Annotated in this window: 29 protein-coding genes and 2 tRNA genes; 20 read left to right on the top strand and 11 right to left on the bottom strand. The window is 64.7% G+C overall.

Annotated features, from left to right (window positions below; translation table 11 throughout):
• Positions 1-242: 242 nt before the first annotated feature.
• The 3 genes from QE449_RS16840 to QE449_RS16830 all read left to right on the top strand — a co-directional run bounded on the left by QE449_RS16840 (position 243) and on the right by QE449_RS16830 (position 1711).
• On the top strand, positions 243-413 hold the full coding sequence (locus QE449_RS16840) for a helix-turn-helix domain-containing protein (RefSeq protein ID WP_307109208.1): 171 nt from the start codon (positions 243-245) through the stop codon (positions 411-413).
• A gap of 153 nt (positions 414-566) precedes the next feature.
• The gene (locus tag QE449_RS16835) at positions 567-1262 is read left to right on the top strand and encodes a hypothetical protein (RefSeq protein WP_307109207.1); all 696 of its coding nucleotides are present in this window, start codon (positions 567-569) and stop codon (positions 1260-1262) included.
• Positions 1256-1711, top strand: coding sequence for a hypothetical protein (locus QE449_RS16830; RefSeq protein ID WP_307109206.1), 456 nt, complete (start codon positions 1256-1258; stop codon positions 1709-1711). Before QE449_RS16835 ends, QE449_RS16830 begins: the two co-directional genes overlap by 7 nt.
• Positions 1712-1865: 154 nt before the next feature.
• Here QE449_RS16830 and QE449_RS16825 read toward each other — a convergent pair whose 3' ends face one another.
• Entirely contained in the window at positions 1866-2015 is a 150-nt protein-coding gene (locus QE449_RS16825; RefSeq protein ID WP_307109205.1) for a hypothetical protein, read from the bottom strand.
• Between the two features lie 82 nt (positions 2016-2097).
• On the opposite strand from QE449_RS16825, the gene QE449_RS16820 reads away from it, so the two are divergent.
• From QE449_RS16820 to QE449_RS16800, 5 genes are all read left to right on the top strand, one after another.
• Positions 2098-2310 carry a hypothetical protein gene (locus tag QE449_RS16820; protein ID WP_307109204.1) on the top strand — a complete coding sequence of 71 codons (213 nt, stop codon included), beginning with the start codon at positions 2098-2100 and terminating at the stop codon, positions 2308-2310.
• A complete protein-coding gene (locus QE449_RS16815) occupies positions 2303-2548 on the top strand; it encodes a hypothetical protein (RefSeq protein ID WP_307109203.1) in 246 nt (81 codons plus the stop codon). The genes QE449_RS16820 and QE449_RS16815 overlap by 8 nt, the downstream gene beginning before the upstream one ends.
• A 164-nt stretch (positions 2549-2712) precedes the next feature.
• A complete protein-coding gene (locus tag QE449_RS16810; RefSeq protein WP_307109202.1) occupies positions 2713-3003 on the top strand; it encodes a hypothetical protein in 291 nt (96 codons plus the stop codon).
• Between the two features lie 273 nt (positions 3004-3276).
• The gene (locus QE449_RS16805; protein WP_307109201.1) at positions 3277-3831 is read left to right on the top strand and encodes an HK97 family phage prohead protease; all 555 of its coding nucleotides are present in this window, start codon (positions 3277-3279) and stop codon (positions 3829-3831) included.
• An 18-nt stretch (positions 3832-3849) separates the two neighbouring features.
• Complete coding sequence (locus tag QE449_RS16800) at positions 3850-5130, top strand: phage major capsid protein (RefSeq protein ID WP_307109200.1); 1281 nt, start codon at positions 3850-3852, stop codon at positions 5128-5130.
• 1808 nt (positions 5131-6938) lie between these two features.
• Here the strand turns inward: QE449_RS16800 and QE449_RS16795 are convergent.
• From QE449_RS16795 to QE449_RS16785, 3 genes are all read right to left on the bottom strand, one after another.
• Positions 6939-7493, bottom strand: coding sequence for a hypothetical protein (locus QE449_RS16795; protein WP_307109199.1), 555 nt, complete (start codon positions 7491-7493; stop codon positions 6939-6941).
• 13 nt (positions 7494-7506) lie between these two features.
• Positions 7507-7893: a hypothetical protein gene (locus tag QE449_RS16790; RefSeq protein ID WP_307109198.1), complete on the bottom strand. Its 387-nt coding sequence runs from the start codon at positions 7891-7893 to the stop codon at positions 7507-7509.
• A gap of 157 nt (positions 7894-8050) precedes the next feature.
• Positions 8051-8129: transfer RNA gene (locus QE449_RS16785), tRNA-Arg, on the bottom strand.
• A 302-nt stretch (positions 8130-8431) separates the two neighbouring features.
• On the opposite strand from QE449_RS16785, the gene QE449_RS16780 reads away from it, so the two are divergent.
• The 10 genes from QE449_RS16780 (at position 8432) to QE449_RS16735 (ending at position 18109) form a co-directional block, all read left to right on the top strand.
• Positions 8432-9670, top strand: a complete 1239-nt coding sequence (locus tag QE449_RS16780) for a hypothetical protein (RefSeq protein ID WP_307109197.1) — start codon at positions 8432-8434, stop codon at positions 9668-9670.
• On the top strand, positions 9667-9906 hold the full coding sequence (locus tag QE449_RS16775; RefSeq protein ID WP_307109196.1) for a hypothetical protein: 240 nt from the start codon (positions 9667-9669) through the stop codon (positions 9904-9906). Before QE449_RS16780 ends, QE449_RS16775 begins: the two co-directional genes overlap by 4 nt.
• Complete coding sequence (locus tag QE449_RS16770; protein ID WP_307109747.1) at positions 9906-10349, top strand: hypothetical protein; 444 nt, start codon at positions 9906-9908, stop codon at positions 10347-10349. The genes QE449_RS16775 and QE449_RS16770 overlap by 1 nt, the downstream gene beginning before the upstream one ends.
• A 923-nt stretch (positions 10350-11272) precedes the next feature.
• Positions 11273-11941 (top strand): hypothetical protein, encoded by a 669-nt coding sequence (locus QE449_RS16765; RefSeq protein WP_307109195.1) that lies wholly within the window; start codon positions 11273-11275, stop codon positions 11939-11941.
• Between the two features lie 259 nt (positions 11942-12200).
• The gene (locus QE449_RS16760; RefSeq protein WP_307109194.1) at positions 12201-13256 is read left to right on the top strand and encodes a hypothetical protein; all 1056 of its coding nucleotides are present in this window, start codon (positions 12201-12203) and stop codon (positions 13254-13256) included.
• A complete protein-coding gene (locus tag QE449_RS16755; protein WP_307109193.1) occupies positions 13253-14554 on the top strand; it encodes an AAA family ATPase in 1302 nt (433 codons plus the stop codon). Before QE449_RS16760 ends, QE449_RS16755 begins: the two co-directional genes overlap by 4 nt.
• Before the next feature lie 288 nt (positions 14555-14842).
• Entirely contained in the window at positions 14843-15646 is an 804-nt protein-coding gene (locus QE449_RS16750; RefSeq protein WP_307109192.1) for an HGGxSTG domain-containing protein, read from the top strand.
• 123 nt (positions 15647-15769) lie between these two features.
• On the top strand, positions 15770-15997 hold the full coding sequence (locus QE449_RS16745; RefSeq protein WP_307109191.1) for a hypothetical protein: 228 nt from the start codon (positions 15770-15772) through the stop codon (positions 15995-15997).
• On the top strand, positions 15994-16671 hold the full coding sequence (locus QE449_RS16740; protein ID WP_307109190.1) for a recombinase family protein: 678 nt from the start codon (positions 15994-15996) through the stop codon (positions 16669-16671). Before QE449_RS16745 ends, QE449_RS16740 begins: the two co-directional genes overlap by 4 nt.
• A gap of 1 nt (position 16672) precedes the next feature.
• Entirely contained in the window at positions 16673-18109 is a 1437-nt protein-coding gene (locus QE449_RS16735; protein ID WP_307109189.1) for a tyrosine-type recombinase/integrase, read from the top strand.
• Positions 18110-18116: 7 nt separating this feature from the next.
• Here QE449_RS16735 and QE449_RS16730 read toward each other — a convergent pair whose 3' ends face one another.
• The 4 genes from QE449_RS16730 to QE449_RS16715 form a co-directional block, all read right to left on the bottom strand.
• Positions 18117-19040 carry a hypothetical protein gene (locus QE449_RS16730; RefSeq protein WP_307109188.1) on the bottom strand — a complete coding sequence of 308 codons (924 nt, stop codon included), beginning with the start codon at positions 19038-19040 and terminating at the stop codon, positions 18117-18119.
• A gap of 49 nt (positions 19041-19089) precedes the next feature.
• Entirely contained in the window at positions 19090-19983 is an 894-nt protein-coding gene (locus QE449_RS16725; protein ID WP_307109187.1) for a hypothetical protein, read from the bottom strand.
• Between the two features lie 125 nt (positions 19984-20108).
• Positions 20109-20184, bottom strand: a tRNA-Arg gene (locus QE449_RS16720).
• Positions 20185-20238: 54 nt separating this feature from the next.
• Positions 20239-21480, bottom strand: a complete 1242-nt coding sequence (locus tag QE449_RS16715) for a CdaR family transcriptional regulator (RefSeq protein WP_307095423.1) — start codon at positions 21478-21480, stop codon at positions 20239-20241.
• Between the two features lie 321 nt (positions 21481-21801).
• On the opposite strand from QE449_RS16715, the gene QE449_RS16710 reads away from it, so the two are divergent.
• Entirely contained in the window at positions 21802-22755 is a 954-nt protein-coding gene (locus QE449_RS16710; RefSeq protein WP_027504174.1) for an acyl-ACP desaturase, read from the top strand.
• A gap of 47 nt (positions 22756-22802) precedes the next feature.
• Here the strand turns inward: QE449_RS16710 and QE449_RS16705 are convergent, their stop codons facing one another.
• From QE449_RS16705 to QE449_RS16695, 3 genes are read right to left on the bottom strand one after another with little or no spacing between them, the layout of a single operon-like run.
• The gene (locus QE449_RS16705) at positions 22803-23129 is read right to left on the bottom strand and encodes a cupin domain-containing protein (RefSeq protein ID WP_027504173.1); all 327 of its coding nucleotides are present in this window, start codon (positions 23127-23129) and stop codon (positions 22803-22805) included.
• Positions 23130-23169: 40 nt separating this feature from the next.
• Positions 23170-23649, bottom strand: a complete 480-nt coding sequence (locus QE449_RS16700) for a dihydrofolate reductase (RefSeq protein WP_027504172.1) — start codon at positions 23647-23649, stop codon at positions 23170-23172.
• The gene (locus QE449_RS16695; protein ID WP_307109186.1) at positions 23646-24443 is read right to left on the bottom strand and encodes a thymidylate synthase; all 798 of its coding nucleotides are present in this window, start codon (positions 24441-24443) and stop codon (positions 23646-23648) included. The genes QE449_RS16700 and QE449_RS16695 overlap by 4 nt, the downstream gene beginning before the upstream one ends.
• A gap of 23 nt (positions 24444-24466) precedes the next feature.
• On the opposite strand from QE449_RS16695, the gene cobF reads away from it, so the two are divergent.
• On the top strand, positions 24467-25213 hold the full coding sequence (gene cobF / locus QE449_RS16690) for a precorrin-6A synthase (deacetylating) (protein ID WP_027504170.1): 747 nt from the start codon (positions 24467-24469) through the stop codon (positions 25211-25213).
• The last annotated feature ends 15 nt before the right edge of the window (positions 25214-25228 follow it).

The following is a 25228-nucleotide window of genomic DNA, read 5'->3' as shown; positions in this document are numbered from 1 at the left end:
CACCTGCACCGATGCCGACACGTTCGGGTACCACGTGCCGAAATGCGGATGTGTAAAGCAAGGTTCGCGAAACGTCTCTAGTGTGTGTCTTGTCCCCGAGAGTGCTGGTCAGCGGCGCATATGGATCGGGAACCTTCGAACCACGACGATGCGGCATCTCGTGGGGGTCGCGCTCACTGTCGGTGCTGACGACAGCTTGAGCGGGTGCCTCCCCACATGAATTCTACTGTGGGAGAACAGCCATGCCCGAAAAGTATCTGACCCAGGACGACGCCGCCGAGGCTTTGCAGGTCACCCCGAAGACGATCCGCAAGTACATCGCAGACGGCACATTGAAGGCGTATCGCGTCGGCGGTCGCACCGTCCGTATCCGTGAAGCCGACCTCGCGTCATGCCTCAAGGCGGTCAACTGATATGCGGAACTACGGCCAGGTCGGCGGGGTCCGATACGACGATGCCCGCGACTATTCCGAGGACCAGATAGACCCACGGGGCGCGGTCCTGAAACGGAATGCTCGAAAGACTGTCGACGGTGAGAATGAGTCGGTCGAAGAAAGGTCTACGCAATGAGTAAAGCGCGTATGTGGACCCGCATCGACGGGAATGTCTTGCGAGACCCGAACTTGCTTCGCGTGAAGAGTCGTAGTGCTCGCCTGCTGTATATCGAAATGCTCTGCTACTCGAATGATCAGGGCACTGACGGGTTCATCGAGTACGCCATGATGCGCAGCGTGACGACCGTGGCGCGACCCTCCGCACTGATCGACGCACTGATCGAGGACGGGCTGTTGTCCGAAACGACGACGGATGGTGGTCGAAAAGGGGTACGGATCGTCGCATTCTTTGACGACCAACTGTCACACGAAGAGGTCGAAACGCGGAACAAAAACAACGCCCTTCGCAGTGAACGAAGTCGACGCCACAAGGCCGGTGACCATAGCAAATGCGACCCCGACAGGTGTTGGGCACTCAAGCGCGTGACGCGTGACGACACGAGTGACGTGTCGGGTGATGTGCCGGACCACTATACGAAACGAAACGAAACGACACTGAACGAAGTGAAGAGTGGAGTGGAGGAGAAGAGAAAGACCAAACCCCCGGCTACGCCGGATCCGGCCGGGGGCCGTCCCGTCTCGCCGGAAAAACGGAAAGACAGTGCAGGCCGCGCTGATGAAGATGACGAATACGAAGACGAGAAATTGCCGGAACCTTTCGACGTCTCGAAACTGCCGCCGGAATTCAGGCCGGGTGCACGATGGTGAATATCGAGTTCGACTACGCCGTAGAGGACGAACCGTTCTATGTCGAAGAACAGCACGATATAGCGTCATCGGGGTATTACATCATCATCGCTATTGAATGGCGCGCTGTCCCCAGTGGGCTGAATTCCAATCTCGACTATCCACCGGAATTCGGTCAACTCGGTCATCGGAGAGACGAACGCGGCCCGAGCGTGTTCACCGAGTTTCACGACATCGTATGTCTCGGGTTGGTGGCGCGCTTCGGGGGAACGTGCTCCCCTCCGAACGCCAGCAGGCCGTACGTGATGCTGCCGGTGAATCCTGACGACGTACCCGGTTCATTGGCCGGGATCATGCCTGCCGCGATTGAGGCACGGGAGGACTTCTACCGCGCCGCCGAGTGGGTCATCGAGTCTCAGGGCCATCTGTGGGACGTGTACGGCGATGACCGACCCGACCCGGTTGCTTAGCGCGAGAGTGGCCCGCTCCGCGATTCGCCCGCCGCCCGATTCCGCCCGCCCAGCGTCCACGGAGACGGATCGGCAGGCGCGGATGGTCAAACGAGTGCCCGGAAACACGAAAACGGCCCCCAGATCGCTGAGAGCCGTTCTCGTGTGGGATGTGTCAGAAGCGGACCAGCACCCGAGCAGGGCGACCGGTACGGGGGCAACTCACGACGGGGCGGGTTGCCGGGTCGACGTAGAAGACCGGCGGTCGGCGCAGCGGGCGGGTGAACGTGGGCCGTGCCGACGCGTCGAGGGTCTGAGCAGTCATCGAAGTACCTCCAGTTTGTCCGATTGACAGGACAATTCTACCAGTGACCGATGGGTCACGCTGCACATGAAATGAGCGAAACATGATGAGCGACAATCACTCACAAGAGAACCGGAAGCCCAACCCGCGCTTCGAGATCGACCTCGCCGCGCATCCCAGTCCGCCGACCTCCGGAATTTTCTATGGGCAGGCGGGCAGGCTCATGTACGTCCCCGAGATCGGGAAGTTGGTCCGGGTGCTGGCGCACTGGGGTCCGCCGCTGACGGGGCCTGAGGGGTCCGAACACCATGTCTGACAACGCATCACGCGAACGCACCGAGGTCGAGACGGTCATTCTGCAACTCCTCGCCGCGCACGGACCGATGACGGGAACGGGTCTCGCCCACATCGTGAAGCGCAGTGAACAGCGGATCGTGACCATCCTCGAGAATCTGGAACGGCATGGCGATGTCGTGCCGGTGGGTGAGAACAACGCTGGCCTCACGAGACACCGGATAGCCGAGCACGCGGCAGACGAGGTGGCCGTCGCATGAGGCGAGGAATCAACAGCAAACCGAAAAACGAATTCGACAAATTCTTCCAGAAAAAGCACAACGAAGTCGATGCAGAATTCGATCGGAACAACAGATCGAGAATCGCAAGAGGTGAGCCGGCAATTAGCCGGCAAGACTTCGAGCGCCAACGGAAAGGAAAGTGAGTGGAATTCGAAGAGAAAGTGAAGCGGGTTCTACGGGAAAGTCTCGATGGACTCGATGATGAGACACGGCAGAAGATCGCCGCCAGACCGGGCACGACGATGCAGCGCGTCGGTGATACCGCCGAGTTCAGCGCCGCCGGAATCCTGTACGCCGCCGTCGACTGGGACTGGTTGACGGACGACGAACTCGGTTTCGAGGATGCGACGGTGCACATGATTCCGAGGGCTGAGACGTTGCCTGACAGCCTCGAAGGGATTGACTGGGAGGAGAACCCAGACCCCGAGGCGTGAGACCGCCCCACAAGGGCACTGAGAGGCCCCGAGACACCTCCCGCGTTGGGTGTTTCGGGGCCTTCTCGTGTGTGAAGCATGATGTCCGGCAACGGCATAGACTGGTCCCCAGCAGGTCGCCCGGCTCGCGCACGATCACCGGGACCGCCAGCAGCGAAGCAACGCTCACCAACGCAGATGCACCCTCTCGGCAGGAGCCATTGGGCCGCAGCGTATCCGGGCCGCTCTCGAGTCTGACCGTGTGATCAATCCACGTCCTCGAACGGAATTCCCATGTCACCCAGCAACATTGTGCACCGCGCCCAACCTGTCGACCTCGAACTACGGGGATCGGACGGGCGAACCGTCGTCGGCATCTGTGCGCCGTTCAATCAGGCCGCTGACATCTCCGAGCGCGGATACCGGTTCTCCGAGACCATTCGCCCCGGTAGCTTCGCGAAGACGATTGCCGAGCGCGGTGATCGCGTGAAATTCCTGGCGCTGCACGACGCCCGTTCGATGCCCCTAGGCCGCGCTACGTTGCTCCGAGAGGATGCCAGCGGGCTCTACGGTGAGTTCCGAGTCTCGAAGACTCAGGCAGGCGACGAAGTCCTCGAACTCATCAATGATGGTGCACTCGACGCGCTCTCGGTCGGTATGCGGGTCATCTCCGACACCTGGAACCGGGACCACACGAGCCGCAGCATCACCGAGATCGCGTTGGCCGAGGTGTCCGCCGTCAATTTCGGGGCCTACTCCGGCGCGGTCATTCTCGGCACTCGATCACACGACACCAACGTCATCACGCCCGAGCAGGCAGCCCGCCGACTCCGGCTCCTCGATCTCTAGAACTGAAGGCAGATAGACATGAAGATCAGCAAGATGAACCTGGCGGAACTGACCGCCTACATCACCGAGGCCCGCACCGAGGCCACCGAATTGGCAACCCGCAGTGACAACCTCACGGGGGAGGACGCGGACCGATTCGACTCTCTCGAGAGGGATCTCAATGAAGCGAAGACCCGGAAGGCTCAGATCGAAGCACGCGCCGAGTCGGTGAAAAACGGTTTTGCAGCTGGCGCAATTGGCTACGAGGACGGTGCACCCGGTGGATTCAAGACCGAGAGACGCGACCAGAAGCCCAGTCTCAAGGGTGCTCTCTTGCTCCGCAAGGATGAGTCGTTCTCCGAATGGAATCGGCAGAACGGTCACACCGAGCACGCGGGAATCAGTCTCGACCAGATCCTCCGAGGTGTGGGTATCGGTGACTGGCGTGGTGTCGACTCCGAGCAGCGCGCATTGGTCGAAGGAACGCAGTCGGCCGGTGGCGTTCTCGTCCCGACTCCCGTTGCGGCTCAGGTCATCGACGTTGCCCGCGCTCAGGCCCGAGTGATTCAGGCCGGGGCAACCATCGTCCCGATGTCCGCAGCGACATTGCGCATCCCGCGCATCACGAACGAGGGCGCAGCAGCGTTCTACTCCGAGGGTGCCCAGCGGTCGGCACAGGATATCGCGTTCGACGCCGTGACCCTGACCGCGAAGTCGTATGAGCGACTGATCATTCTGAGCAAGGAACTGTTCGAGGACTCCGACCCCAGCGTCGGCACGGTCATCGAGAACGCTTTCGCCGCGCAGTTCGCCGCAGGACTCGATCTCGCAGCTCTGTACGGCTCAGGCACGGGCGCAAACCCGACCGGCGTCGTCAACACCGCCGGGGTCACAGCGACCGCGCACGGAGCCAACGGGACCGCCCTGACCAACTACGACTGGCTCATCGCCGCCGCTGGCGCTGTCCGAGCAGCGAACTGGGATCCGACCGCGCATATCGTGGCACCGCGCACGGCAACCAACCTCGCGCTGTTGAAGGATTCACAGGGCCGGTACCTCGACCCGCCGACCTCAAGTCTGCCGGTCCTGACGAGCACGAATGTCCCGGTGAACCTCACGGTCGGATCGTCCAGCACCGCATCACAGATCGTGACCGGTGATTACAGGCAGGTACTGATCGGACTTCGGTCCCAGTTCCAAATCCGCACTCTCACAGAACGATATGCAGACTCGGGGCAGATCGCCTTCCTGGCCACGATGAGGCTCGATGTGCAGGTCGCGCACCCGAGCGCCTTCGTGGTCGACTCCGGCATCCTGTGATGTTCGGCATCAATGCTTTTGGTGCGATGATCGGGGCGGGCCAGTGGCTCAAATCCGAGGTCGCACGGCGGCAACAGGACATCGGTCCGAAAGGTGGTACCCGAGAGGGTATCCCGGTCTCGACGTGGCGCGCTCTCCCGGATTCTCCGACCGCCGACCCGTCGAAACTGGTTCAGCAACTGCCGAACTGACGGGGTAGCATTGAGCACGGTTCGAGGTGGTTCCCGGAGGGCTTGGCTACTTTCCTCGCTCCGGGGCACTGAGCCCTCGAACCGAGACGGGGTTGGTGTGTCGTTCTGTCGGATGGATGGCTTGGGCGGGCCACACACCAACCCCCGAAAGCTTCGGTTCACACTCTGGCGGCGGCATTATGCGCGGTCCCTTTCTCCAGCCGCGTAGCCGCTCCTACCCACTGGCCCAGGGCGTGAACCGATCTCGAGTCCGCAGAGCAGCGCGGCATAGCACCACCTAGGCCCAGCAGCGCCAGCGGATTCACCCAACGGCCCCGGCACAATCCGTTCATTGGCATGGCGGGTAAGAGCCGGGGCCGTTGGCATTTGTTCGGGGGATATAGCCCTATTCGCATTCGCATTCACAACGGATCGAGAATGACATGGCAGATCACAGTTCCTATGCGTGGCGAAAGGCAGCCCGCGAATTCAAGGCCGCATGTTACGCGTCGGGTAACCCGGTCATCTGCTATCTGTGCGGGACCGAGATACCGAGGAATGCGCCGCGCAATTCGCCCCAGGAATTCTGTACAGACCACGAGACCCCGATGGAACTGCGCGACGACATCAGCGACACAACAGGACTCATGCCGACCCACCGAAAGTGCAACACGCGCAAGGGTTTAGGACCAGCTCGACGTATGCCACCACCATCAGCTCTCGTGGCTACCGCCCTGCCTGCCCGCCCCGCGCCGACACCAGCAGTGCCACATCAGAGCGTGCTCCTGCCGTCCTCGCTGTGGTGCTGTGATCGCAACGGACAGAACGTGCACCCTCGCATACGCCAGTGCCGTGAGACCCCATCGCACCTGACCACAGCTCACTACCTCTCACTCGCACGAGCAGAGCAGCAGCGCGACGGCCTCACCACATGACTACCCCGTGCGCCCGAGGTGGTGGCCGTGGTGGTGGTGTGCCTGCCCTCGTGCTCGTGCTGCCTGCCTCGTGTGCCTGCCTCGTGTGGTCGCTCGTGCTGCCCTCTCACGTCGACGCTGTGACATCTCGATTGCCGTCGCCGTGCACGAGTACCCCCGACCGTCATGGACGGCTCAGCGGCAACCGAGGGTTAGTCCTGAGTTGCGGATCTCGCCACCTGCCCCGCGCCACGACACCCCGCCAGCTCGAGAGGTCATGGTCGGTCGTCGTCGGTTGGAAGGCCCGAGCACGTCGCCAGCGACACCCGCCGATGACCCGTCATCCCCGCGCTGTCATGGCCTTCCGATGCTTCGAGGCCGAGAGGGACTGTTGCGCAACCTGATTGCGTGTTGTGTGCAGGTCGATTGGTAGGGGGGGGCTATGCGGCACAGGGGAATTCGGGGGAGATCGACCCCGACTCGCCCCTTCCCCGGATCTCTCTGACATGAAGATCCTGGCGTTTACTAGAGAGGTAGAGTGCATAACCCCAGGTCAGGGGCATAACCGCAGGTCAGGGGATCATGCAGACGGTCGGTTTCGGGGCCGGAATGCAGTACGAAAGTAGAATTCGGAGAAGTCGATCACCGGACCTCTAAGTTACCGGCGAGTAGCTTACTCGTGACCAGCCCCGAGGCGCGCGATGGTTGCGCGTTCTGGTCATAGCTACTGAGGTTGCCAGCCGCTCCCGCCGCCGCCGCCGCCGCCGGGGAAGCCTCCGGGACCACCCGCGCCCCCGTTGCCACCGTTGGCGCTTCCGCCCTCGCCATAGACGACGCCACCGTTCCCACCGTTGCCACCATTGCCGCCTGAGAACGGCCCACCCCCGAACCCGCCATCTACCGCGTAGTTGGTCCGACCGAAAGGGTTGGGGCCTTCCGAGTATCCGGTGCGTGCGCGGACCCGAACGAGGGCTTGGAGATAGCCCTCTCTCATCGCTTGGTACTCAGACTCCGAGCGGTACCAAGCCGCCACGATGAGGGCAGCGAGAAACCCTGTGACCGCGATTGTGATTGTGACCGCGCTGGGCTTGGTCGCGGCGATTGCGATGAGGCCGACGCCGAGAAGCGCGAACACGCTTTGTGTAGCTCGATTCAGCGATCCGATCGAGTCGATGAAACGTCGGATCATCGCGCCAATGACAACTGCCCGAGATCGCGGCACCGGTATCGGTTCCATCGCTCCGGGGAAAGAGGAGAGGCCACCCCGTGTCTCTGTCATCTTCGCTCCCTACTCAGTCGGCATCGTTGGGAGGAATGACGCGGTAGCGCAAGTGCACCCCGTGATCGGTTGTTCCGTGACGGTGATACTTGGTGCCCAGTGCTCGCATGCTGATCACCATGAGCTGATTATCTTGTACTTGTCCGTCCTCAACGGTCCACGTCATGGTCGCCTCGTTGCCGGTCGCTGTCTGCATCACGAGACCGCCCTTAGACTGCAGCGTCCACTCGAGTTCACGATTCTTCGGATCTTCCCCAACGCACGTGAACTTCACTACGTCGCCGGGGCGCACCTCATCGCCGGTTCGAAGAGCGTCGACGGGCATCGAATAGTTGAAATTCGAGATCGAGTGACCTCTGTCGTCCGAGATGGATTTGATGTGTGGGTAGTAGTCAGTCATGCGACGCAGATTATCTGAGGACACCGACATTTCCGGCTACCTGCGGCCCCTGCGGCGGCCGGGACTCAACCACCCCGCAAATTGCGTTCCTCCCGAACGGGGATCAAACGGGGCCGTCCGAGAGAGTGCGAAAACATGCCCTGGGCTGTGCAAACAGTGGTGCCCCCGGCAGGATTCGAACCTGCGACCTACCCTTTAGGAGAGGGTTGCCGGGCCGTTTTCCGAGTAGCTGCCACCTGCGCTGATGCGCCCCGAAATGGTCGGTAAATCCGCACTGAACTGCGGAGATAGCGTGCTTGGGTACACCGCAGGTTGCGCAGCGGTAGCGCCCAGTACGTCCCCCGGTGGCCGGGGTGGGGGCGGGGTGGCGGTGTTCCGATGGTGTGCCTACTGTTGCCTGCACAGCAAGCCAGGCAGTGGCGCAGCGCGCCCGCCAGGTGCACCGGAAGGGTCACCGGACCCATCAGGCCAGAGGCCACCCCTCACTTCGCCGTGCGGAGGAGGAGCCAGCAACCGCCTCGCACTGATGGAGAACCAAGTGACTACCACTCGACCGCTCAGCCGTCCCGTCTTTCACCGCCCCGACCCGTGGACCACCGGCCCTGGCCGCATCCCTGCCGCCTACCTCGCGCCGATCTTCGGTAGCGACCCGGGCGGCTACCGCAACGCCGGAGACGCCCTCGTCAGCCGGACTGCGGACGGCGTGCCCATCAACCAACTGTGGGATGAGTCCGCTGCCGTCGTCTCGGTGCTGAACGAGAAGAGGACGAAGCTTTCCTCGTTGGTGTCCTACTCGACGACGTCGATCGCTGACCCCATCGTGCAGAGCCCGAAGGGTGTGGACTTCGAGAAGGCGAGCGAGTACGGCGTCCCCGTTGCATCGAAAACCAAGCTCGAGCCGTTGCTCATGGGCTACGACTTCAACGACTACGACACCGCAGCTCGGTTCACGTGGCGCTTCCTAAGAGACGCCACTGCGGAACATGTCCGCGCGCATATCGGCGAGATCATCGAGGCCGACAATCGCAAGGTCACCGGCACGGTGCTGCGTCGCCTGTTCGACAACACCCAAGGGTCTAACGAGTTCCAGCACCCGGTGCGCCCGCTCTACACCGGCAAGGACGGTCTGGCACCTCCTCCGTACATGGGGCAGGTTTTCCCCCAGCAGACGAGCCACATGCTCTCCACGGGTGCGCCGGTGCTCGATTCACGGGACCTGGAGCACGCGATCAAGTCGGTCTCGGAGAAGGGCTACGGCGTGACGCAGGGGTCGCAGCTGTTGATCCTGTGCCATCCGAACGAGCTCGACCAGATCAGCACCTTCCGGCGCGGCGTTCCGTCCCGACCGCGACTGTCGGGCGAGTCGGAGGACATCTTCCCGAAGTTCGACTTCATTCAGTCGGCGACGGCCCCCGCCTACCTGACGGATGAGAACGTCATCGGCAAGATCGCTCCCGGTGAGTACGGCGGGCTCCCGGTCGCAGGCTCGTACGGCCCCGCGTGGGTCATCTCGGACGTGCTCATCCCGATGGGCTACGTGGCAATCGTCGCGACCGGTGGCCCCAACAGCTCGATGAATCCGGTGGCGTTCCGTCAGCACGCCAATCCCGACTATCAGGGCCTGCGCATCATCCCCGGCGGTGACAGCCGCTACCCGCTTGTCGACAGCTACTTCGCTCGTGGGTTCGGCACCGGAGTCCGGCACCGGGGCGCGGCCTTCGTGCTTCAGGTGCATACGGACCTGACCTACACCCCGCCGACGTGGGCGTGGTCGTGACCGGACAGGCCGGTTCCCGTCCGGTAGGTGTGCCGTCGTACGGCAAGCGGGACGCGCCGGGCGAGTCCGAGTTCAGCCACGGACAAGGTCTGACGCGACGCGGACGGGAGACCGTCCCGCCCAGTCAGGGTGGCCGATACCACGGACTGTTGCCACACATGGAGGTGTCGGACGAGCTGACGGCAGTGTCCGAGCTGATCGCCGAACGGTCGGCCGGCGAACTCGGCGGCGCGTGATGGCCGTCCGACGACCCAAGCGCGACCGCAACGGGCGCTTCGCCACGACCGCTGGAACGGCTGCGCGTGCCGCCAAGTCGGCCACCAAGGCGTCGGGCCGGAAGGCCACCAAGAAGGTTCGACGCGCCTACGTCAACGGCAGCTTCGAGAAGAACCTCGAAGTCGGCCAGGGCGGCGACTACAAGGGCGTCAAAGTCGGTGCCGAGTTCAAGTCGCCCGCAGGTCGCGGTGCAGTCGTCAAAGGGATCGTCGGGTACCACGGCAAGCCCGACCGCCGTGTGGACGTGACGCCGAAGTTGGACAAGCCCGCGAAGACGGTCACGGTCACGGTCAAGCCCAATCCGACCCGCGCGTCGTCGACGCCCAGGCGCGCGTCGGCGGGCTCCAAGACGATGCGCTCGCCCAGCAGCTCGACAGCCGCAGGACGCAAGGCGCACCGTTGAGCACCCACATGCGGGCCAGTGGGCGGCGTGGCTGTGCCCGTCGGATGTGGCGATGCCCAGCCACCAGCGACTGCCCATCCTGGCGCGTGGCCTAGCTGCCCGCACCACAACACACGTCCTGCAAGTAGGGAGCCACGCCCGAACGCAGGAAAGACGGTCGCCGCCTTCCGACCAGTCCGCGAAGACCCTCGGGCCTACCTTCAGCCCGAGGGTCGACGTGTGTCTGTGCTTCCTGTTCACGCTGAGACGGCTCGTTGCCGACCGATTGGGGTGTGTCGGTTTTCTCAGAACTCAGTCAAAAGCTTCTCCGTCGAACTCAGGGCGACACTGACTTCGGCTAATGAACCCAAAGCGACTGTGTTGGAACGCCTTCCGGCGGGCGGTGGTTGCGCACCTGGGTACCGGCGGCGTACCGTAGTGGTACTGCAGGCAACTGCATGGCAAATGGGCGCGGCGACCAGTTCGACCGATGCAGCCGCCCCACTTGAGCCGTATCACCCTGGCTCATGGAAAGCCGAGCTGCTGCTCAGGGGAGTGGAACCCTCCCTGCCAACATCGGTAGTGCGAACAAGGTTCATTCATTGGTTGAAGTGTGCGCCCTGAATGAGCTGTGTTGTCTGCCTCCGTTCTTCAGGGCCATCTAATCGAAAGGCCCTGATGAGCACAGCACCGTCCCACACCGCAGTAGATCATCGTCACGCGGACCCACTCGCGCCCCGGCGAGCACCGAACTACGACCCATCCATGCCCTGCTTCGACCGCGACGGCGTCGCTGCACTGGCCCAGAGCTTCGGCGTCACTTCGATCACGCACAACAGCGTCAAGCGAGCGACCCTGGCCGGCGAGCTCAGGGCGCACAAAGTCGCAAGTCGACTTCGGTGGTCCGAGAACGACGTGCGGGCCTGGCTGCTGGGGATGACCCGATGAGCACCCCGGCTTCAGGAGAGCGCGCGTACTTGGTTGAGAAGTATCCCGCTCTCAAACACGACAACTTCCGCAAGCTGTCGCCGGACGCTGAGCAGATCGACGCGGCGCTGCAGACAGCCAAGGCCGAGAGCTACTCGCCGGACGCGCACTCCATCCCGATCCTGTCCTCCGTGCTCGAAGCAATGCGCGAAGGAGCGCCGAGCCCTATCGATATCGAGGGGGATCCGGGCTTCCTGCCCGGAATCGGACTGAGTGCCGCGCATTCGTCATTGGTCGGAAATTACGCGGGTGACTTGGTGCCAGGCGTGCGCCGCGCTGAGCTGCACGCTCTTCACAATGCCGCGCAGGAAGTGGCGACCGGTGCGGCCTTCGGGTCGTCCCACGTGCAACTGAGTGCGATGGCCGGAGACCTGTGGCCCGTCTCGCTGGGCTGGACGTCACGGACGGCTGCCGAGCAACTGCTGGCGCTCAGGCACGGACACGACTGCACCCTGTGCGCGTGGGTTCCAACGTCTGACGGACGCAGTGGTTCTGCCGGTGGTGTTGCCGTGACCTGCGGAGCGGTGCTGCGGGTCATCACCGCTTGCACGGATTGCCTCAGTTGGGTGCAAGCCGAGTATCCAGGCGTCGACATGTTCGTCCCGATCGACGCTCCCTGGCGTTGATGCCAGGCCCGGCCACCGACCTCAAGCTGGGGGAGGTGGCCGGTCCGTCCGTTCATCTATCGGTCGAGCACCACCTCGACCCGGCCGACGAAAGGCCCTAAGCGTGACCCACGATATGCCCAATTCTGTTCTGCTGCAACAGCGCAACTTTCGACTACCGGATGCCCTCGACGTCCTTCAGCATCGGCCCACCGAGCGCATCAGCTTGAACCACCCCATGAATGGTCACTTCGGCAGTCGTTTGACGACCGTCGGCGACGTGTCCAGATGGGTGCCTCCGCAGGACCGCGACGTGTGGTGGGGCGTCAATCCGATCTCACCATCGGTGGCAAGAGGACGAGGAACAGAGGCCGACGTCACCCGCGTCCGCGCGGTATGGGCCGACCTCGACGTCAAGGACGGCTCACTCGCCTCGATGGAACGCTGCTACGCGGTGGTCGAGGTCCTCAGCCGTTGGGTGGGGTCGGAGCCGTCGGTGTTGATCGAGAGCGGCCACGGACTGCAACCGTTGTGGCGTGTGCGGAGTTCGCGCACCCAGCCGAACCGCGTCGCGGAGCATTGGCAGCTCGACGGTTCGGCCGGCGAGATGTGGCCGCTGCAACGGTGGCGTGAACTCTGCGCTGGGTGGGGTGGATTGGTCGCCGCTGCTGCGGATCACGTGCAGGCCGGTGCTCGTGTGGACAGCGTGTTCGACCTCAGCCACATCCTGCGGTGCCCCGGCACCGTCAACCACAAGCAAATAGACCGGCCTGTGGCGGTGCGGACGGCCTTGAACCCCGCTGCGCCGGGGCTTACCCGGCTGGGCATCGTCAACGCCGTAGCCGAGCGTGCGATCGTCGTCGCGCCGACAGCTCCGACGATGCGATCGGTACCGACGGCACCTCGTGAGGCCTGGGAGTGGGTGCACGCCCAACACGGAGCCGACGCCGTCTGGGACGAAATGAGCCCGGCGATGCAGACCCTCGTCATGTATCCGGGCCTGGTCGAACTGATTGCTCAGGGAACGGAGGACGATCCGTCCGCGCACGCGGCGATGACGAAACGGGTGCTGGCGGTGGTGCTCGCCGCGACCGAAGGACGTACCGGGTTGGCGCTCGCACTCGAGATGATCCGCCAGGCGTATCTGGAAGTGATGGACCGACGTCGGGCCGGGGAGCTGCCGGGAGAAGCCCGCACCGAGTCGGTCGCCACGGCGGACTTCTACCGGGCAGTACGAGGTGCAGTGTCCAAGGCGCGTGCTCGACCGGTCCTCAGCGTTGAGGAGCGGGCGTACGGCACGTCGCCGTTGCGGGTCACGCTGGCGGCGCGCGGATGACACTCAAGACGATCACCATCGCCGAGCTCGTGGGCGACGGGATGAACGCTGGGCAGGTCGCGGCGGCTGCCGACGCCCCGGTGGTGGTGCAGCGGTTCCTCCGGCAGCAACCCCGAAAGAGAAAGTCGATCGATCCTGTCGTCGCTGACGCAATTCGCAAGAGCAGCGAACCGGGCGCGAGTGACGACATCGAGCTCCGTATGGAGATCGGCAAGCTGCGGGTGCGAGACCAAGCCCGCGCCAGGTACGACGAGGAGAAGGCCAAGCGGCTCCTTGCGTTGAATTCAGACCGCGCTTTGGACGGCCTGCACTTCCTCACCGAAGCGCCGGAGGCCGATCCGCTGTGGGGCGTCGACGACAAGGTACTGATGGCCACCGGGGAAGGGCTGATGATCTGCGGCCCGCAGGGTGTCGGTAAGTCGACAGTGGTGCAACAACTTGTGCTCGCGCGCATGGGTTTGCGTCCACCCGAGTTGTTCGGGCTGCCGGTGCAGACCGACGACCGCCCGGTGCTGTACCTGGCTATGGACCGGCCTCCGCAGATCCGGCGGTCGTTGGCGCGGATGGTCGACGCCGCCGACAACGTTGTTGCCGACGTTCTGCGCGAGCGTCTGATCGTGTGGAAAGGCCCACCGCCGATCAATGCGTCCCAGGCACCGAAGGTGTTCGCGGACTGGGTGGCCACGGTGGGCCGCAACCCTGGCCTCGTCGTCGTCGACAGCCTGAAAGACCTGGCATCCGGACTCGCCAGTGACGAGGTGGGCTCGGGAATCAACATGGCGATGCAGCACATCCTCGCCGCCGGAACCGAGTACGTGGACCTGCATCACCAACGCAAGGCGAACGCCGACAACCGCAAGCCCGACAAGCTCTCCGACGTGTACGGGTCGGGATGGCTGACCGCCGGTAAGGGCTCGGTTGTTCTCTTGTGGGGTGAAGCCGGTGCCCGCACCGTGGAGCTGAGCCACCTCAAGCAACCGATGGACCGCGTGGGTCCGCTCATCGTCGATCACACACACGGGTCGGGGGCATCGGTGTCGTCGGACCCCACGCAGCAGCTTGTGGAGCTGGCCCTGGCAGCGGGCAGCGCGGGCATCACCGAAGCCCAATGCGTCCGCGCGCTCTACGACAAGGAACGCGGCGACGACGGCTACACCGCGAACAAGTCGAACGTCCGACGGCGGCTCGACAAGCTCCACCGCGATGGGGTTCTGGGTTACACCGCCGGGTCGAAAGGTGGCAACGGGGGAGGTGGAAATGCCGCAACGTGGACGCACTCCCGTGCGCAGGGCACGTAAACCGGTTATCGGAGGCGCTGCCCAAAGTTGTTGCGGCAGGGCGTTTACCGCGCGGTTAACGGTGTGCGGTCCGATAACCGCACGATTACCGGTCCGATACCGGGCACCCACAGCGCATCGGAAGAGCCCAGTTAGGGGGCGATAACCGGTTCGGTTATCGGAGCCGGTTATCGGCCAACGTGCTGGGTCCGATAACCGCCGCCCTGCCCTTTAGGGCGGTTATCGTCCGCCGCCGATGGTGCCCGCCAGCAGTCCAACGCAACCAGTTTTCTCAGGCTAGGAGTACACGTGACAACCACGAACAGCGACAACTTGGAACCACTCGACGGCGTAGGCGCGGAAGCAGTCGAGAGCACAGCAGTCCGCAAGTACGAACGCGACCCGCAAGGAGCGCGGTGTTCGGCGAGGAGCCGTCGTACGGGCGACCCATGCAACAACCCACCCATGCACGGCACCACCGTGTGCCGAATGCACGGCGGCTCGGCCCCGCAGGTGAAAGCCGCAGCGCGTGTCCGGCTCGACAGAGCCGCTGACCGCATGGCGAAGGAGCTGCTGGGCATCGCGGACGACGAGAGCACGCCTCCGGCAGTCCGCCTGGCTGCGATACGCGACGCCCTGGACCGCACCGGCGTCAGCGCCAAGACTGCGGTGGAAGTGACCGTGGGTCCAGCGGAACCCTGGGAGCAGGTGTTTCAGGGGCTGGTTGGTGGCAGCCGCGCGGAGTCTCGCGCTGCACGCGGTGTGGAGGACCCCGATGCCGGCGAGATCATCGACGCCGACTGGCTGCCGGAGGACGACTCGTACAACCCAGTCCGCGCGGCATACGCCAACAACCTGCCCACCCCGGCCCACGGTGCAGGCCCACAACCGCCGTTGGACGGGGCTGAGCCTCGCCAGGGCGGCCCAGCAGGGCCGGATGGGGCACCCGGTGGTGGTGCCGACGTCAAACCCCGCAGGGCGAAAGCGAAGGGCAGTCCCATCATCAGCTTGGACGAAGCTCACCCCGACCCAGAACCCAAGCCCAAGAAGCGGAACGCGGCCATCACCCCCAAGATGCGAGACCCGTACAACGGTCGCCGCTCAGCGTTCTGATTGCTCCGTGACGAATGCTGTTGCATCGCAACATAAGTGAGGTGTCATCCCTGGCCGCGCCAGGCTAGGTTGAGGCGTAAGGCGCTATCGGACGTTAACGCCTCAATCTGGCAGGGAGACAACATGACCGAGTTTCACGGAGGACCCGTCGCACGCGACCACGAGGTGTGGACAGCGTGCGTAGGCAACGCAGAAGGATACGAGGAGATCGACGTGATGGTCCCGCGCGGCAGTGACACCGCCGCCATTCGCGCAGAGGTGCAGGCCGTGCTCGACGCCGACTACGCGCCGGGGCTGGTCATCGTGGACCTGTCACCGTTCCGCGGAGCACTGGTGTGGGGGAGCCGATGATGAGCGAGCGCCCATTGATGCTCGGGTACGTGCGTGTCAGCACCGACGAGCAAGCCGACAGTGGCCTCGGCCTGGAAGCGCAAGAGGCCGCGCTCATCGCCGAGGCCGAGCGGCGCGGGTGGGAGCTGACCATCCTGCGAGACGAAGGACTCAGCGGCAGTCAGGTGAACCCTGATCTGCGGAATGCGTTGGAGCAGTTGGCTTCTGGCCTGGCGGACGGGCTGGTGGTCACCAAGCTGGACCGCATGGCGCGCAGCGTCGTGCACGCGGCGGAGATCATGGAACGCGCGCGTACCCAGCGGTGGAGCTTGGTCATGTTAGACGTGCAGGTGGACACGACCACAGCAGCCGGTGAGGCGATGGCCAACATGCTGGCCACGTTCGCTCAGTTCGAGCGGCGGCTGATCGGGGAGCGGACCAAAGCGGCGCTCGCCGCCAAGCGCGCTCAGGGTGTATCGCTGGGACGGCCCCGGCAGATGCCCACCGCAGTGGCACGGCGGATCGTCGCGATGCGCGCCGACGGCCACACCTACGGAGCCATCGCGCGGACGCTTACCGCCGACGAAGTACTCAGCCCTGCCGGTCGCCCGGTGTGGCACGAAAGCACCGTGCGCCGGTTCTGCCAATCAGTCGAGCTGGCCAAGGCCGACGCCCTCACCACCACAGGAGCCTGACATGGCGTACATCCGCGCCCACGAGACCACCGCCAAGAGCCGGGGCAAGGCCATCAAGCGGTACGAGGTGATCTGGAAGGAACCCGTTCTCGACGAGATGGGCCTGCCAGTGCCAGCGGACCCGGCGCAGCCGAGCGGCCGGAAGAAGACGCGCGCCCGGCAGGAGTCGTTCGCAACCCGCGAGGACGCCGAAGCGCGCCGCGACGAGCTGAACGCGGCCCGCCACCACGTCACTGCGCAGTCGCCCAGCGAGATGCGCAAGCTGGGGGACCAGTCGCTCACGGCGTTCGCCCATCGGTACTTCGAGGGACTGGTAGGAACCGTGAAGCCCCGGTACGCCAAGGAAGTGCAGTCGGTCTATCGGCGGTACGTCGAGGGCTCGCTCGGGAACAAGCCGGTGGCGGCCATCACCGCAGCCGACTTGCGACGCTTCCGCGCGGAGCTGTTGAGCCCGCGCCCTAAGCGCAGTTACGACACCCGCAGTGCAGCCCCGGCCCAGCCCACCGAGATGGTGACCCTGGCACGGACCACCATCAAGCCCGCGTGGGAATGCCTACAGCGGATTCTTGATCTCGCAGTGGTGGATGGAGCCATCCCCAGCAACCCGATGCTCTCGGCGAAGCTGCCGCGCAGTAACGGCGCAGCCAGCGCAGCGCCTGGCGAAGAGCCGTTCACCGCACGCCCGATGACGGCTCAGCAGATCGGCGCGGTGGCCGACCACATCCGTAGTGAACTTCGCCGGCCGATTGACGCCTTGGCGGTGACATTCGCGGCGTTCACCGGAGTGCGCGCTGGGGAGCTGCAAGGCCTCAACGTGGGCGACCTTGCCCTCGGCCCTATGGCGGGGAGTGGTGGCTCGGTGCGGGTGCAGCGAACCCGTCGTCCGGTATGCGGGAGCTGGGAGACCGGCACCCCGAAGTCGCGGAAGTCCCGGCGGAAGGTGCCCGTAGACGGCTGGCTCGCGGACGACCTGCGCACCTACCTGGCCAGCGTTCATCCCCACGGCGACGAGCTCAGCGCGGACTACGACCCCGACGCACCGTTGTTTCCCGGGCGGCACACCCGCGCCAGCGCTGTGGCGGCAGGCATCGACGTGCGCGACCCCGCCACGATGTACCGGTGGGACGTGCCGCTGACGTGCGCCAACGTGTACCGGCGGTGCCTGCAACCTGCCCTGGTGGCGCTCAACCTGCGGCACAGCCGATGGCACGATTTACGCCACGCCTTTGCGGTGATGTCGCTCAGTGCGGGGGAGCACTACATGCAGGTGAGCAAGTGGCTCGGCCATGCGTCGTACGTGACGACTCTGACCGTGTACGCCGACTACATCGCCGAGAACGAAGGCGGTAAGCAAGCCCCGCTCACGCGACCCACGGCACCGGCAGACCGCGCGCCTGCGCCCAGCAACGTGGTGCCGCTATTCGGTCGGCTCGGCTAGCTGCCCGCTACATATATCGACCCCGCCATGCATCGATGCTCGGCTGCAAGCGGTCGGGGTAATAGTTTTTGCGCCCCGCAGCGGGATCAGTTGTCTGCGCTTCGAACAGCGCGATGGCGCATTCCGTACTGATCACAGCCGTTGCAAGTGCGTCGGCCATCATCGCGAACATTGCAGGTACGGCGGACGGTCCGTGCACCAAATCGGTTGGCCACGAATGGCCGTGAGTGAAACTTGAACACAGCCGATACTGCTGCTTCATGATCGTCGGGAAGTGTTTTCCGTCCATGTCTGTCGTGTGTGCAGGCGGATTTTCTTGGAGCCAATTGGCTGCCTTACGAACCATGGCGCTGTATCCACCGCCCTTCTGCTGCGGCAGAGTGTCAAGTACTCGTAATTCGTCGGTATGAAATTTGAGTCGGTGCTTCGACTGTGCGAGCAGCTCGTCCGACATCACCATGAATTTGTTCTCGTGAGCACTTATGGCCACTTCGTGGTACTCGCGGGCATGCTCTGTACCGATACGGGCGAGCCCCGCAGCACGTGCTCTGCGAGTGTCTCTGTCTTCATCGCTCATTATCCAGATTGCTTGGGCCGATGATTCGAAAGCCGTTCTACAGGAGGATAAGAACCAAGGCGTGTGGTGCTTGAACGGCGCGCTCTTCCCCGCCTCGGCAAGAACCGCGTTGATTGTCGCGAGCGCATCCGTCGCATTCATGATCGGAAACACAACGGTCCCAGTCACGCCCTCGGGAATCTTGTTCGCGTAGTCATCCTCGTCGTCCTCGGCCATTGCAGTACCAGCGTCGGCTCGGTGTGGCTTCAACCCCCACGCTTCCAGCGTCTGGCCTCGCTTGCCTCGTTCGACTACTCGTCCGAGAGCAGGGGCCAGCAGTCTTCCTAGGGCATAGAGCGCGTCCGTCCTGTTCACGTCACGGACCATACCTACCGGCACCGACAGCATGAGCTTTCGTGACTGGCTACCGAACGACCTTCCCGGTTTCGAACCAACCGACAAGAGTGACCGCCAAGATGACGGCAGACTCCGCTTCGTCCTGGGTCACGTTCGGGGCACCCACGCTGGACGGCCCTCCGTGGCGGTCGTGCTGGCCGGTCCAAAGTAATTGCATCATCGAAATCAACACGTCGTGTGAAGTGGCACCCGCATGTTGACGCAGATAGGGAAGATTGAACTTGCCGCCGCCGGTCATCTGACCGATCAGAGTTCCCAGTGTCGCCTTGTCGTTACCAGGGTTGACCACGGGAATTGCGGCGTCTTCGACAGCCTTCACGGCGCGAGAGTAGGCAGTCTCGGGGTCGGGACTGACACCAAAAGCCGACGCCCAAGCGGACTCGAGCCGCCGACCTGCATCACCGTGCGTGAATACAGCTTTAGCAGCTTCCGCAACACCGGACGGCAATCGCTTAACGAGTCCTGGCCTGCCGTCTCGCGTGTCGACCTTCCACGCTGATCCAGCTTGTGTCAGCACCCTGCCAAGCTGCAGCTTGCGAACATCGTTCTTCGTCGCAAGGAGATAGTCGACAAGACGCCATGTCCGGAGTGCGTCGTTGCTAGAAAACGCCAAGCGAAGCCAGTTGAAGGCATTTTCTACATCCCGAGCGCGAGTCCCGTCCCAGCCGATAGGTACGTGCAATTTGCGCTCTACCTCGCGCACGAGCGCCTCATCGAAAAGAGTAACTGAGGCCGCGCCAGACCGACCTTGCACGACAAACTCATGCTTAATCCAGTCCCAAAGCGACTTCTCCAACCAAGGCGGGATGTCATCCCTGAGTGCAGTGAAGCGTTCCAGCTCGTCGCCGTCCATGCCTAGGGGGATGAATGGTTGCCCGGTAGAGGCATCGTTGGTTGTCACGCAAGGATCATATCGAGGCGGACTGACAACACCGGGTTATGCCGCAGCGTGCGGGGGTGGGGGCGGGGTGGCGTGCTTGTAGCGTGCGCTCGACAAGCAGAAAAGCGGCGGCACCAGCATGAACGTGGTGCCCTCGGCAGGATTCGAACCTGCGACCTACCCTTTAGGAGAGGGTTGCTCTATCCCCTGAGCTACGAGGGCCGACCCGGCGAGAGCCGGGCTGACGCTCAGCACTCTACCGGGTCGACATGTCTGTCAGGCGCTGGGCGAGATGGCCTCCAGCTTGCGTGCCACCAGTGCGGCCTGCAGGTGCCGCATTCCGGACGGGCGCGTGGGATCGAACCCCGTGAGGTGCGCGATCCGCTTGAGGCGGTAGTCGACCGTGTTGGTGTGCAGGTGCAGCTGACGCGCCGAGCGCTGACGGTTGAGGTCGTGGTTGATGTGGATCTCGAGGGTCTCGAGCAGCTCGGGCGAGTTGTCCAACGGGACGAGAACGCGTGACAGGTACGCCCGGCCGGGGCCGGGGCGGGTGAGCTGGTACTCGAGAACCAGGTCGGTCATGCGGTAGACACCGGCGGGTCGACGAAGCTGCTGGGCGAGGTCGAGAAGCTCGTGCACCTGATCCGAGGCGGCCGGCACGTCGTTGACGGAACTGGTGGCGACCGTGGCGGTGACCGCGGTCTCGGCGGCGACGGACATGCGCTCCACGAGAGTGGCGACCCATTCGTCGTCGCGCTCGCCGGGAACGAGAATGGTGCCGCCCTCGGCGGACAGCATCGACAGGGGGGAGCGGTCGCACACGAGGGCCAGCTCGGCCTGCACGCGGCGCAGCTTGCGACGGGCGGTGACCGCGCGCGGCAGGGCGGGGTTGGACTCGTCGGGATGCGCGGCGATGGAGACGGCCAGCACGGTGAACGAGTCGGCGAGCTCGATGCCCGACTGGCGGGCCACCGAACGCGCGTTGTGGCCACTGAGCAGTGCGGTGACGACGGTGTGCGCGGCGGTGTGGTGCTCGCTCGCGACGGCCTGCAGTTCGTCGACGTAGCTGGCCGACGCGGCCGTCGAGATGCGCTCCGACAGGGCGACGAACGCCTTGGCGACAGCCTTGAGATTGCCCGTCGCGCGCTCGGACACCAGGTCCCAGCCCATCTGGATGCCCTCGTGGTAGACGCCGAGGACGGCGCGGAGCGGAACACCCTCGCGGGCCCACTGCGCCGCGCGGCCACCGAGCTCGGCGATGTCCTCGTCCGAGGTGGTGGGTGCGTCGCCGACGCCGACGGCCATGGACAGGCAGGACACCGTCAGTTCCGTGACGTCAGCCCGGAGGGTCGCGCCGAGTGTCGACGTGCGGGTGGCCGCAGCCGGCTGACCCACCGTCCGACGAGCGACGTTCTCGAGGTCGCGTGGCGGCACGCCGGTGCGGCCTGCCACCATGAGTCCGGTGGTGCTCTTCTCCACCGCAGCCGCCTGGGACGACTGCGTGTTCTCGACACTCACGTAACTAGTTCCTTCCGGTCGGCGAGCCGTACGTCCACTCCGTGTCACGTGGCGGTTTCCCTCCACGTCGACGGTCGACTGGCTCGTCACTCGCACAAAAACGGGGCGCAAGTTCAGATTGTAGGGCAATAAAAGTTCATATGTGTAGTTTCGTCCCGCGTTTCCTCGCGGCGCTGTGACCCGAGCCAGGCGGAATCGGACCGTCCTGCGACTCGTCCCAACATCGACGCAAGGCGGCGGTGGCCCGATCGGACCCGTCCTAGCGTCACCTCTCGTCGGCCGGCCAGGTCGACGGAACACGACGCGTCACGGGGGAACCTCATGCCACAGGTGCTGTCACAGATCGAGCTGCTGCGCGAACTGCAGCCGGTAGCGGAAACCAATCTCGAACGCCATCTGACGCTGGCCAAGCCGTGGAACCCCCACGACTACATTCCGTGGAGCGACGGCAAGAACTTCGCAATGCTGGGCGGCCAGGACTGGTCGCCGGAGCAGTCGTCGCTGTCGAAGGTCGCCAAGGCGGCCATGGTCACCAACCTGCTGACCGAGGACAATCTGCCCTCCTACCACCGCGGGCTCGCCGAGAACTTCTCGATGGACGGGGCCTGGGGAACCTGGGTCGGTCGCTGGACCGCGGAGGAGAACCGCCACGGCATCGCGATGCGCGACTATCTCGTCGTCACCCGGAGCGTCGATCCCGTCGCGCTCGAGCAGGCGCGGATGGAGCACATGACGGTCGGTATCGACTCGCCGATGGAGGGCGCCAACCTGCTGCACGGCGTCGCCTACGTGACGTTCCAGGAGCTGGCCACCCGGGTGTCGCACCGCAACACCGGCAAGGCCTGCAACGATCCGATCGCCGACGCACTGCTCGCCCGCATCGCGGCCGATGAGAACCTGCACATGATCTTCTACCGCAACATGTGCTCGGCGGCCATCGAGCTCGCGCCGGACCAGACGATGAAGGCGATCGCCGACGTCGTCATGAACTTCCAGATGCCGGGGCTCAACCAGCCGGACTTCCGTCGCAACGCCGTCCTCATCGCGAAGTACGGCATCTACGACCTGCGCCAGCACCTCGACGAGGTCATCATGCCGGTGCTGCGCAAGTGGGACATCTTCGAGCGCACCGACTTCGGACCCGAGGGCGAGAAGCTGCGCGAGATGGTGGCCGACTACCTGGCCGACCTCGAGAAGCAGGCGGTGCGCTTCGAGGAGTCACGCGACCGAGCACTGGCCCGCGACCGCGAACGCGGCGAAGCCATCGCCGTCTGACAGATCTGACGACCGTCTTCGATCGACCGGCCTCCGGCCTGCCCGTCCTACATCGCGACGGTCAGCAGGAACGCGACGTCCTCGACGGCCTCCACACTGTGGCGGGCGTCGGGGACGACGAGGAGATCGCCCGCGGAACCTTTCCAGGATCGCTCACCGCTCACCAGTTGCAACTGGCCGCTGAGGACCAGGACCGTGGACTCCCCGTTCAGATCGTGCTCGGCCAGCGAGTTGCCCGCGGCCAGGCCGACGACGGTCTGCCGCAGGCTGCGCTGATGTCCGCCGTAGACGGTGTGCGAACTCCGCCCGCTGGACGCGGTCTTCGCCAGCTTCAGCTGTTGTCGAGCGAGCGCGGTCAGCGATTTCTTGTCCATGCGTCGTATTGTCCCGCTCAGCGGGCCCCGGCGCGGCGAATCAGCGCGTGTAGCGCACGAATCGATAGCGAACATCGGATGCGCTGCTCGTCTGCCAGGCGCCCTCGGTCCGGGTGAACGATGCCGGTACCTCGGGAGCGACCGTGTCGCCGCCGGGGACGTCCAGATCGATCTCGGTCATCTCGACGACATCGGCGTGCGGCAGGGCGAGCCGGTAGATGTCCGCGCCGCCGATGATCCACGTGTCGTGGCCGCCGAGCAGCGCCTCGTCCATCGTGGCGGCACGTGCGGCACCCTCCGCTGACCAGGACGCGTCACGGCTGAGCACGATGTTCGTCCGGCCCGGCAGAGGGCGGAACCGTGCGGGCAACGAGTCCCAGGTACGCCGTCCCATGACGACGCGGCTGGATCCCGTGACCTCACGGAAGTGCGCCATGTCCTCGGGCACCCGCCACGGAATCGTGCCGTCCTTGCCGATGACGCCGCCGTGCGCCTGCGCCCACACCAACCCGATCGTCATACCGCTACGGGTGCCTTGATCGCGGGATGGTGCTGGTAGTCGACGATCTCGATGTCGTCGAAGGTGTAAGCGAAGATCGAGTCACGTGGAGCGAGTCGGAGCGTGGGGGCGGGGAACGCGTCTCGCGTCAACTGCTCGCGCACCTGGTCGACGTGATTGTCGTAGATGTGGCAGTCGCCGCCGGTCCACACGAAGTCGCCCACCTCGAGGCCGGTCTGCGCGGCGACCATGTGCGTGAGCAGGGCGTAGCTCGCGATGTTGAACGGCACGCCGAGAAACATGTCGGCGCTGCGCTGGTACAGCTGGCACGACAGCTTTCCGTCGGCGACGTAGAACTGGAAGAAGGCGTGGCACGGAGCCAGCGCCATGTCGGGGATCTCCGCCACGTTCCAGGCCGAGACGATCATGCGTCGGGAATCGGGGTCGCGGCGGATGGTGTCGATCACCTGCGAGATCTGATCGATATGGTCGCCCGACGGTGTGGGCCACGAGCGCCACTGCACTCCGTAGACCGGCCCCAGGTCGCCCTTCTCGTCGGCCCACTCGTCCCAGATGGTGACGCCGTTCTCGCGCAGGTAGGCGACGTTGGACTCGCCTCGCAGGAACCACAGCAGCTCGTGCACGATCGACTTGAGATGCACGCGCTTGGTGGTCACCAGCGGGAATCCCTCGGACAGATCGAACCGCATCTGGTGGCCGAACAGGCTGGTGGTGCCGGTCGCGGTGCGGTCGGACTTGGGCGTGCCCTCCGCGAGCACGCGGCGGAGCAGATCCTCGTAGGGCGTCGCGACCATGGCTACACCTTAGGCTCAGGCAGATGAGGACCATGCACGTGATCGGTATCGGCGCGGGGGATCCCGACCAGGTGACCGTCGCGGCGATCAAGGCGATGAACACCGTCGACGTCTTCTTCGTCATCGACAAGGGCGCGCAGAAGCAGGAGTTGGTCGACGTCCGCACCCGCATCCTGCGCGAGCACGTGCCGACCGACCATCGCGTGGTCGAGTTCACCGATCCGCCGCGCGACCGCGCGCCGTCGGACTACGACGACGCCGTCGACACCTGGCACGACCTCCGCGCCCGGATGCTCGCCGACCTCGTGGACGCGGAGCCGTCCGAGTCGGTCGGCGCGATGCTGGTGTGGGGCGACCCGTCGCTCTACGACAGCACGTTGCGCGTGGTGGAGCGGGTGCGCGCGGTGCTCGACAGCCCGTTCGAGGTCTCGGTGATCCCGGGTGTCACCAGTCCGTCGGCGCTCGCGGCCGCGCACCGCATCGTGATGAACCGAGTGGGGGAGCCGGTCCTCACCACCACCGGTCGCCGGCTTCGTGACGAGGGCCTGCCCGACGGCGTCACGGCGGCCGTGGTGATGCTCGACTCGGACTGCAGCTTCCGGTCACTGCCCGGGTGGAACGTGTGGTGGGGTGCGAACCTGGGCACGCCCGGCGAGGTGACCCTGGCGGGCCCCGTCGACGACATCGGGGACGAGATCGTCGCGCGCCGGGCGGCTCTGCGGGCCGAGGCCGGCTGGGTGATGGACACCTATCTCGTCCATCGACCGTGACTTCCGATTAGGGTC

Source organism: Rhodococcus sp. SORGH_AS_0303 (assembly GCF_030819335.1).
GTDB lineage: Bacteria > Actinomycetota > Actinomycetes > Mycobacteriales > Mycobacteriaceae > Rhodococcoides.
Note: the sequence above shows the minus strand (reverse complement) of the source record. Positions and strands in the feature narration are given on the sequence as shown.

What these genes read in the sequence shown, in the direction of transcription:
- QE449_RS16830 (WP_307109206.1), top strand. Translation starts at nt 1,256, where the DNA reads ATGGTGAATATCGAGTTCGACTACGCCGTAGAGGACGAACCGTTCTAT.
- QE449_RS16735 (WP_307109189.1), top strand. Translation starts at nt 16,673, where the DNA reads ATGGCGTACATCCGCGCCCACGAGACCACCGCCAAGAGCCGGGGCAAG.
- QE449_RS16805 (WP_307109201.1), top strand. Translation starts at nt 3,277, where the DNA reads ATGTCACCCAGCAACATTGTGCACCGCGCCCAACCTGTCGACCTCGAA.
- QE449_RS16745 (WP_307109191.1), top strand. Translation starts at nt 15,770, where the DNA reads ATGACCGAGTTTCACGGAGGACCCGTCGCACGCGACCACGAGGTGTGG.
- QE449_RS16795 (WP_307109199.1), bottom strand. Translation starts at nt 7,493, where the DNA reads ATGACAGAGACACGGGGTGGCCTCTCCTCTTTCCCCGGAGCGATGGAA.
- QE449_RS16700 (WP_027504172.1), bottom strand. Translation starts at nt 23,649, where the DNA reads ATGACGATCGGGTTGGTGTGGGCGCAGGCGCACGGCGGCGTCATCGGC.
- QE449_RS16710 (WP_027504174.1), top strand. Translation starts at nt 21,802, where the DNA reads ATGCCACAGGTGCTGTCACAGATCGAGCTGCTGCGCGAACTGCAGCCG.
- QE449_RS16695 (WP_307109186.1), bottom strand. Translation starts at nt 24,443, where the DNA reads ATGGTCGCGACGCCCTACGAGGATCTGCTCCGCCGCGTGCTCGCGGAG.
- QE449_RS16765 (WP_307109195.1), top strand. Translation starts at nt 11,273, where the DNA reads ATGAGCACCCCGGCTTCAGGAGAGCGCGCGTACTTGGTTGAGAAGTAT.
- QE449_RS16820 (WP_307109204.1), top strand. Translation starts at nt 2,098, where the DNA reads ATGATGAGCGACAATCACTCACAAGAGAACCGGAAGCCCAACCCGCGC.
- QE449_RS16800 (WP_307109200.1), top strand. Translation starts at nt 3,850, where the DNA reads ATGAAGATCAGCAAGATGAACCTGGCGGAACTGACCGCCTACATCACC.
- QE449_RS16835 (WP_307109207.1), top strand. Translation starts at nt 567, where the DNA reads ATGAGTAAAGCGCGTATGTGGACCCGCATCGACGGGAATGTCTTGCGA.
- QE449_RS16770 (WP_307109747.1), top strand. Translation starts at nt 9,906, where the DNA reads ATGGCCGTCCGACGACCCAAGCGCGACCGCAACGGGCGCTTCGCCACG.
- QE449_RS16815 (WP_307109203.1), top strand. Translation starts at nt 2,303, where the DNA reads ATGTCTGACAACGCATCACGCGAACGCACCGAGGTCGAGACGGTCATT.
- QE449_RS16740 (WP_307109190.1), top strand. Translation starts at nt 15,994, where the DNA reads ATGATGAGCGAGCGCCCATTGATGCTCGGGTACGTGCGTGTCAGCACC.
- QE449_RS16755 (WP_307109193.1), top strand. Translation starts at nt 13,253, where the DNA reads ATGACACTCAAGACGATCACCATCGCCGAGCTCGTGGGCGACGGGATG.
- QE449_RS16825 (WP_307109205.1), bottom strand. Translation starts at nt 2,015, where the DNA reads ATGACTGCTCAGACCCTCGACGCGTCGGCACGGCCCACGTTCACCCGC.
- QE449_RS16705 (WP_027504173.1), bottom strand. Translation starts at nt 23,129, where the DNA reads ATGGACAAGAAATCGCTGACCGCGCTCGCTCGACAACAGCTGAAGCTG.
- cobF (WP_027504170.1), top strand. Translation starts at nt 24,467, where the DNA reads ATGAGGACCATGCACGTGATCGGTATCGGCGCGGGGGATCCCGACCAG.
- QE449_RS16840 (WP_307109208.1), top strand. Translation starts at nt 243, where the DNA reads ATGCCCGAAAAGTATCTGACCCAGGACGACGCCGCCGAGGCTTTGCAG.
- QE449_RS16790 (WP_307109198.1), bottom strand. Translation starts at nt 7,893, where the DNA reads ATGACTGACTACTACCCACACATCAAATCCATCTCGGACGACAGAGGT.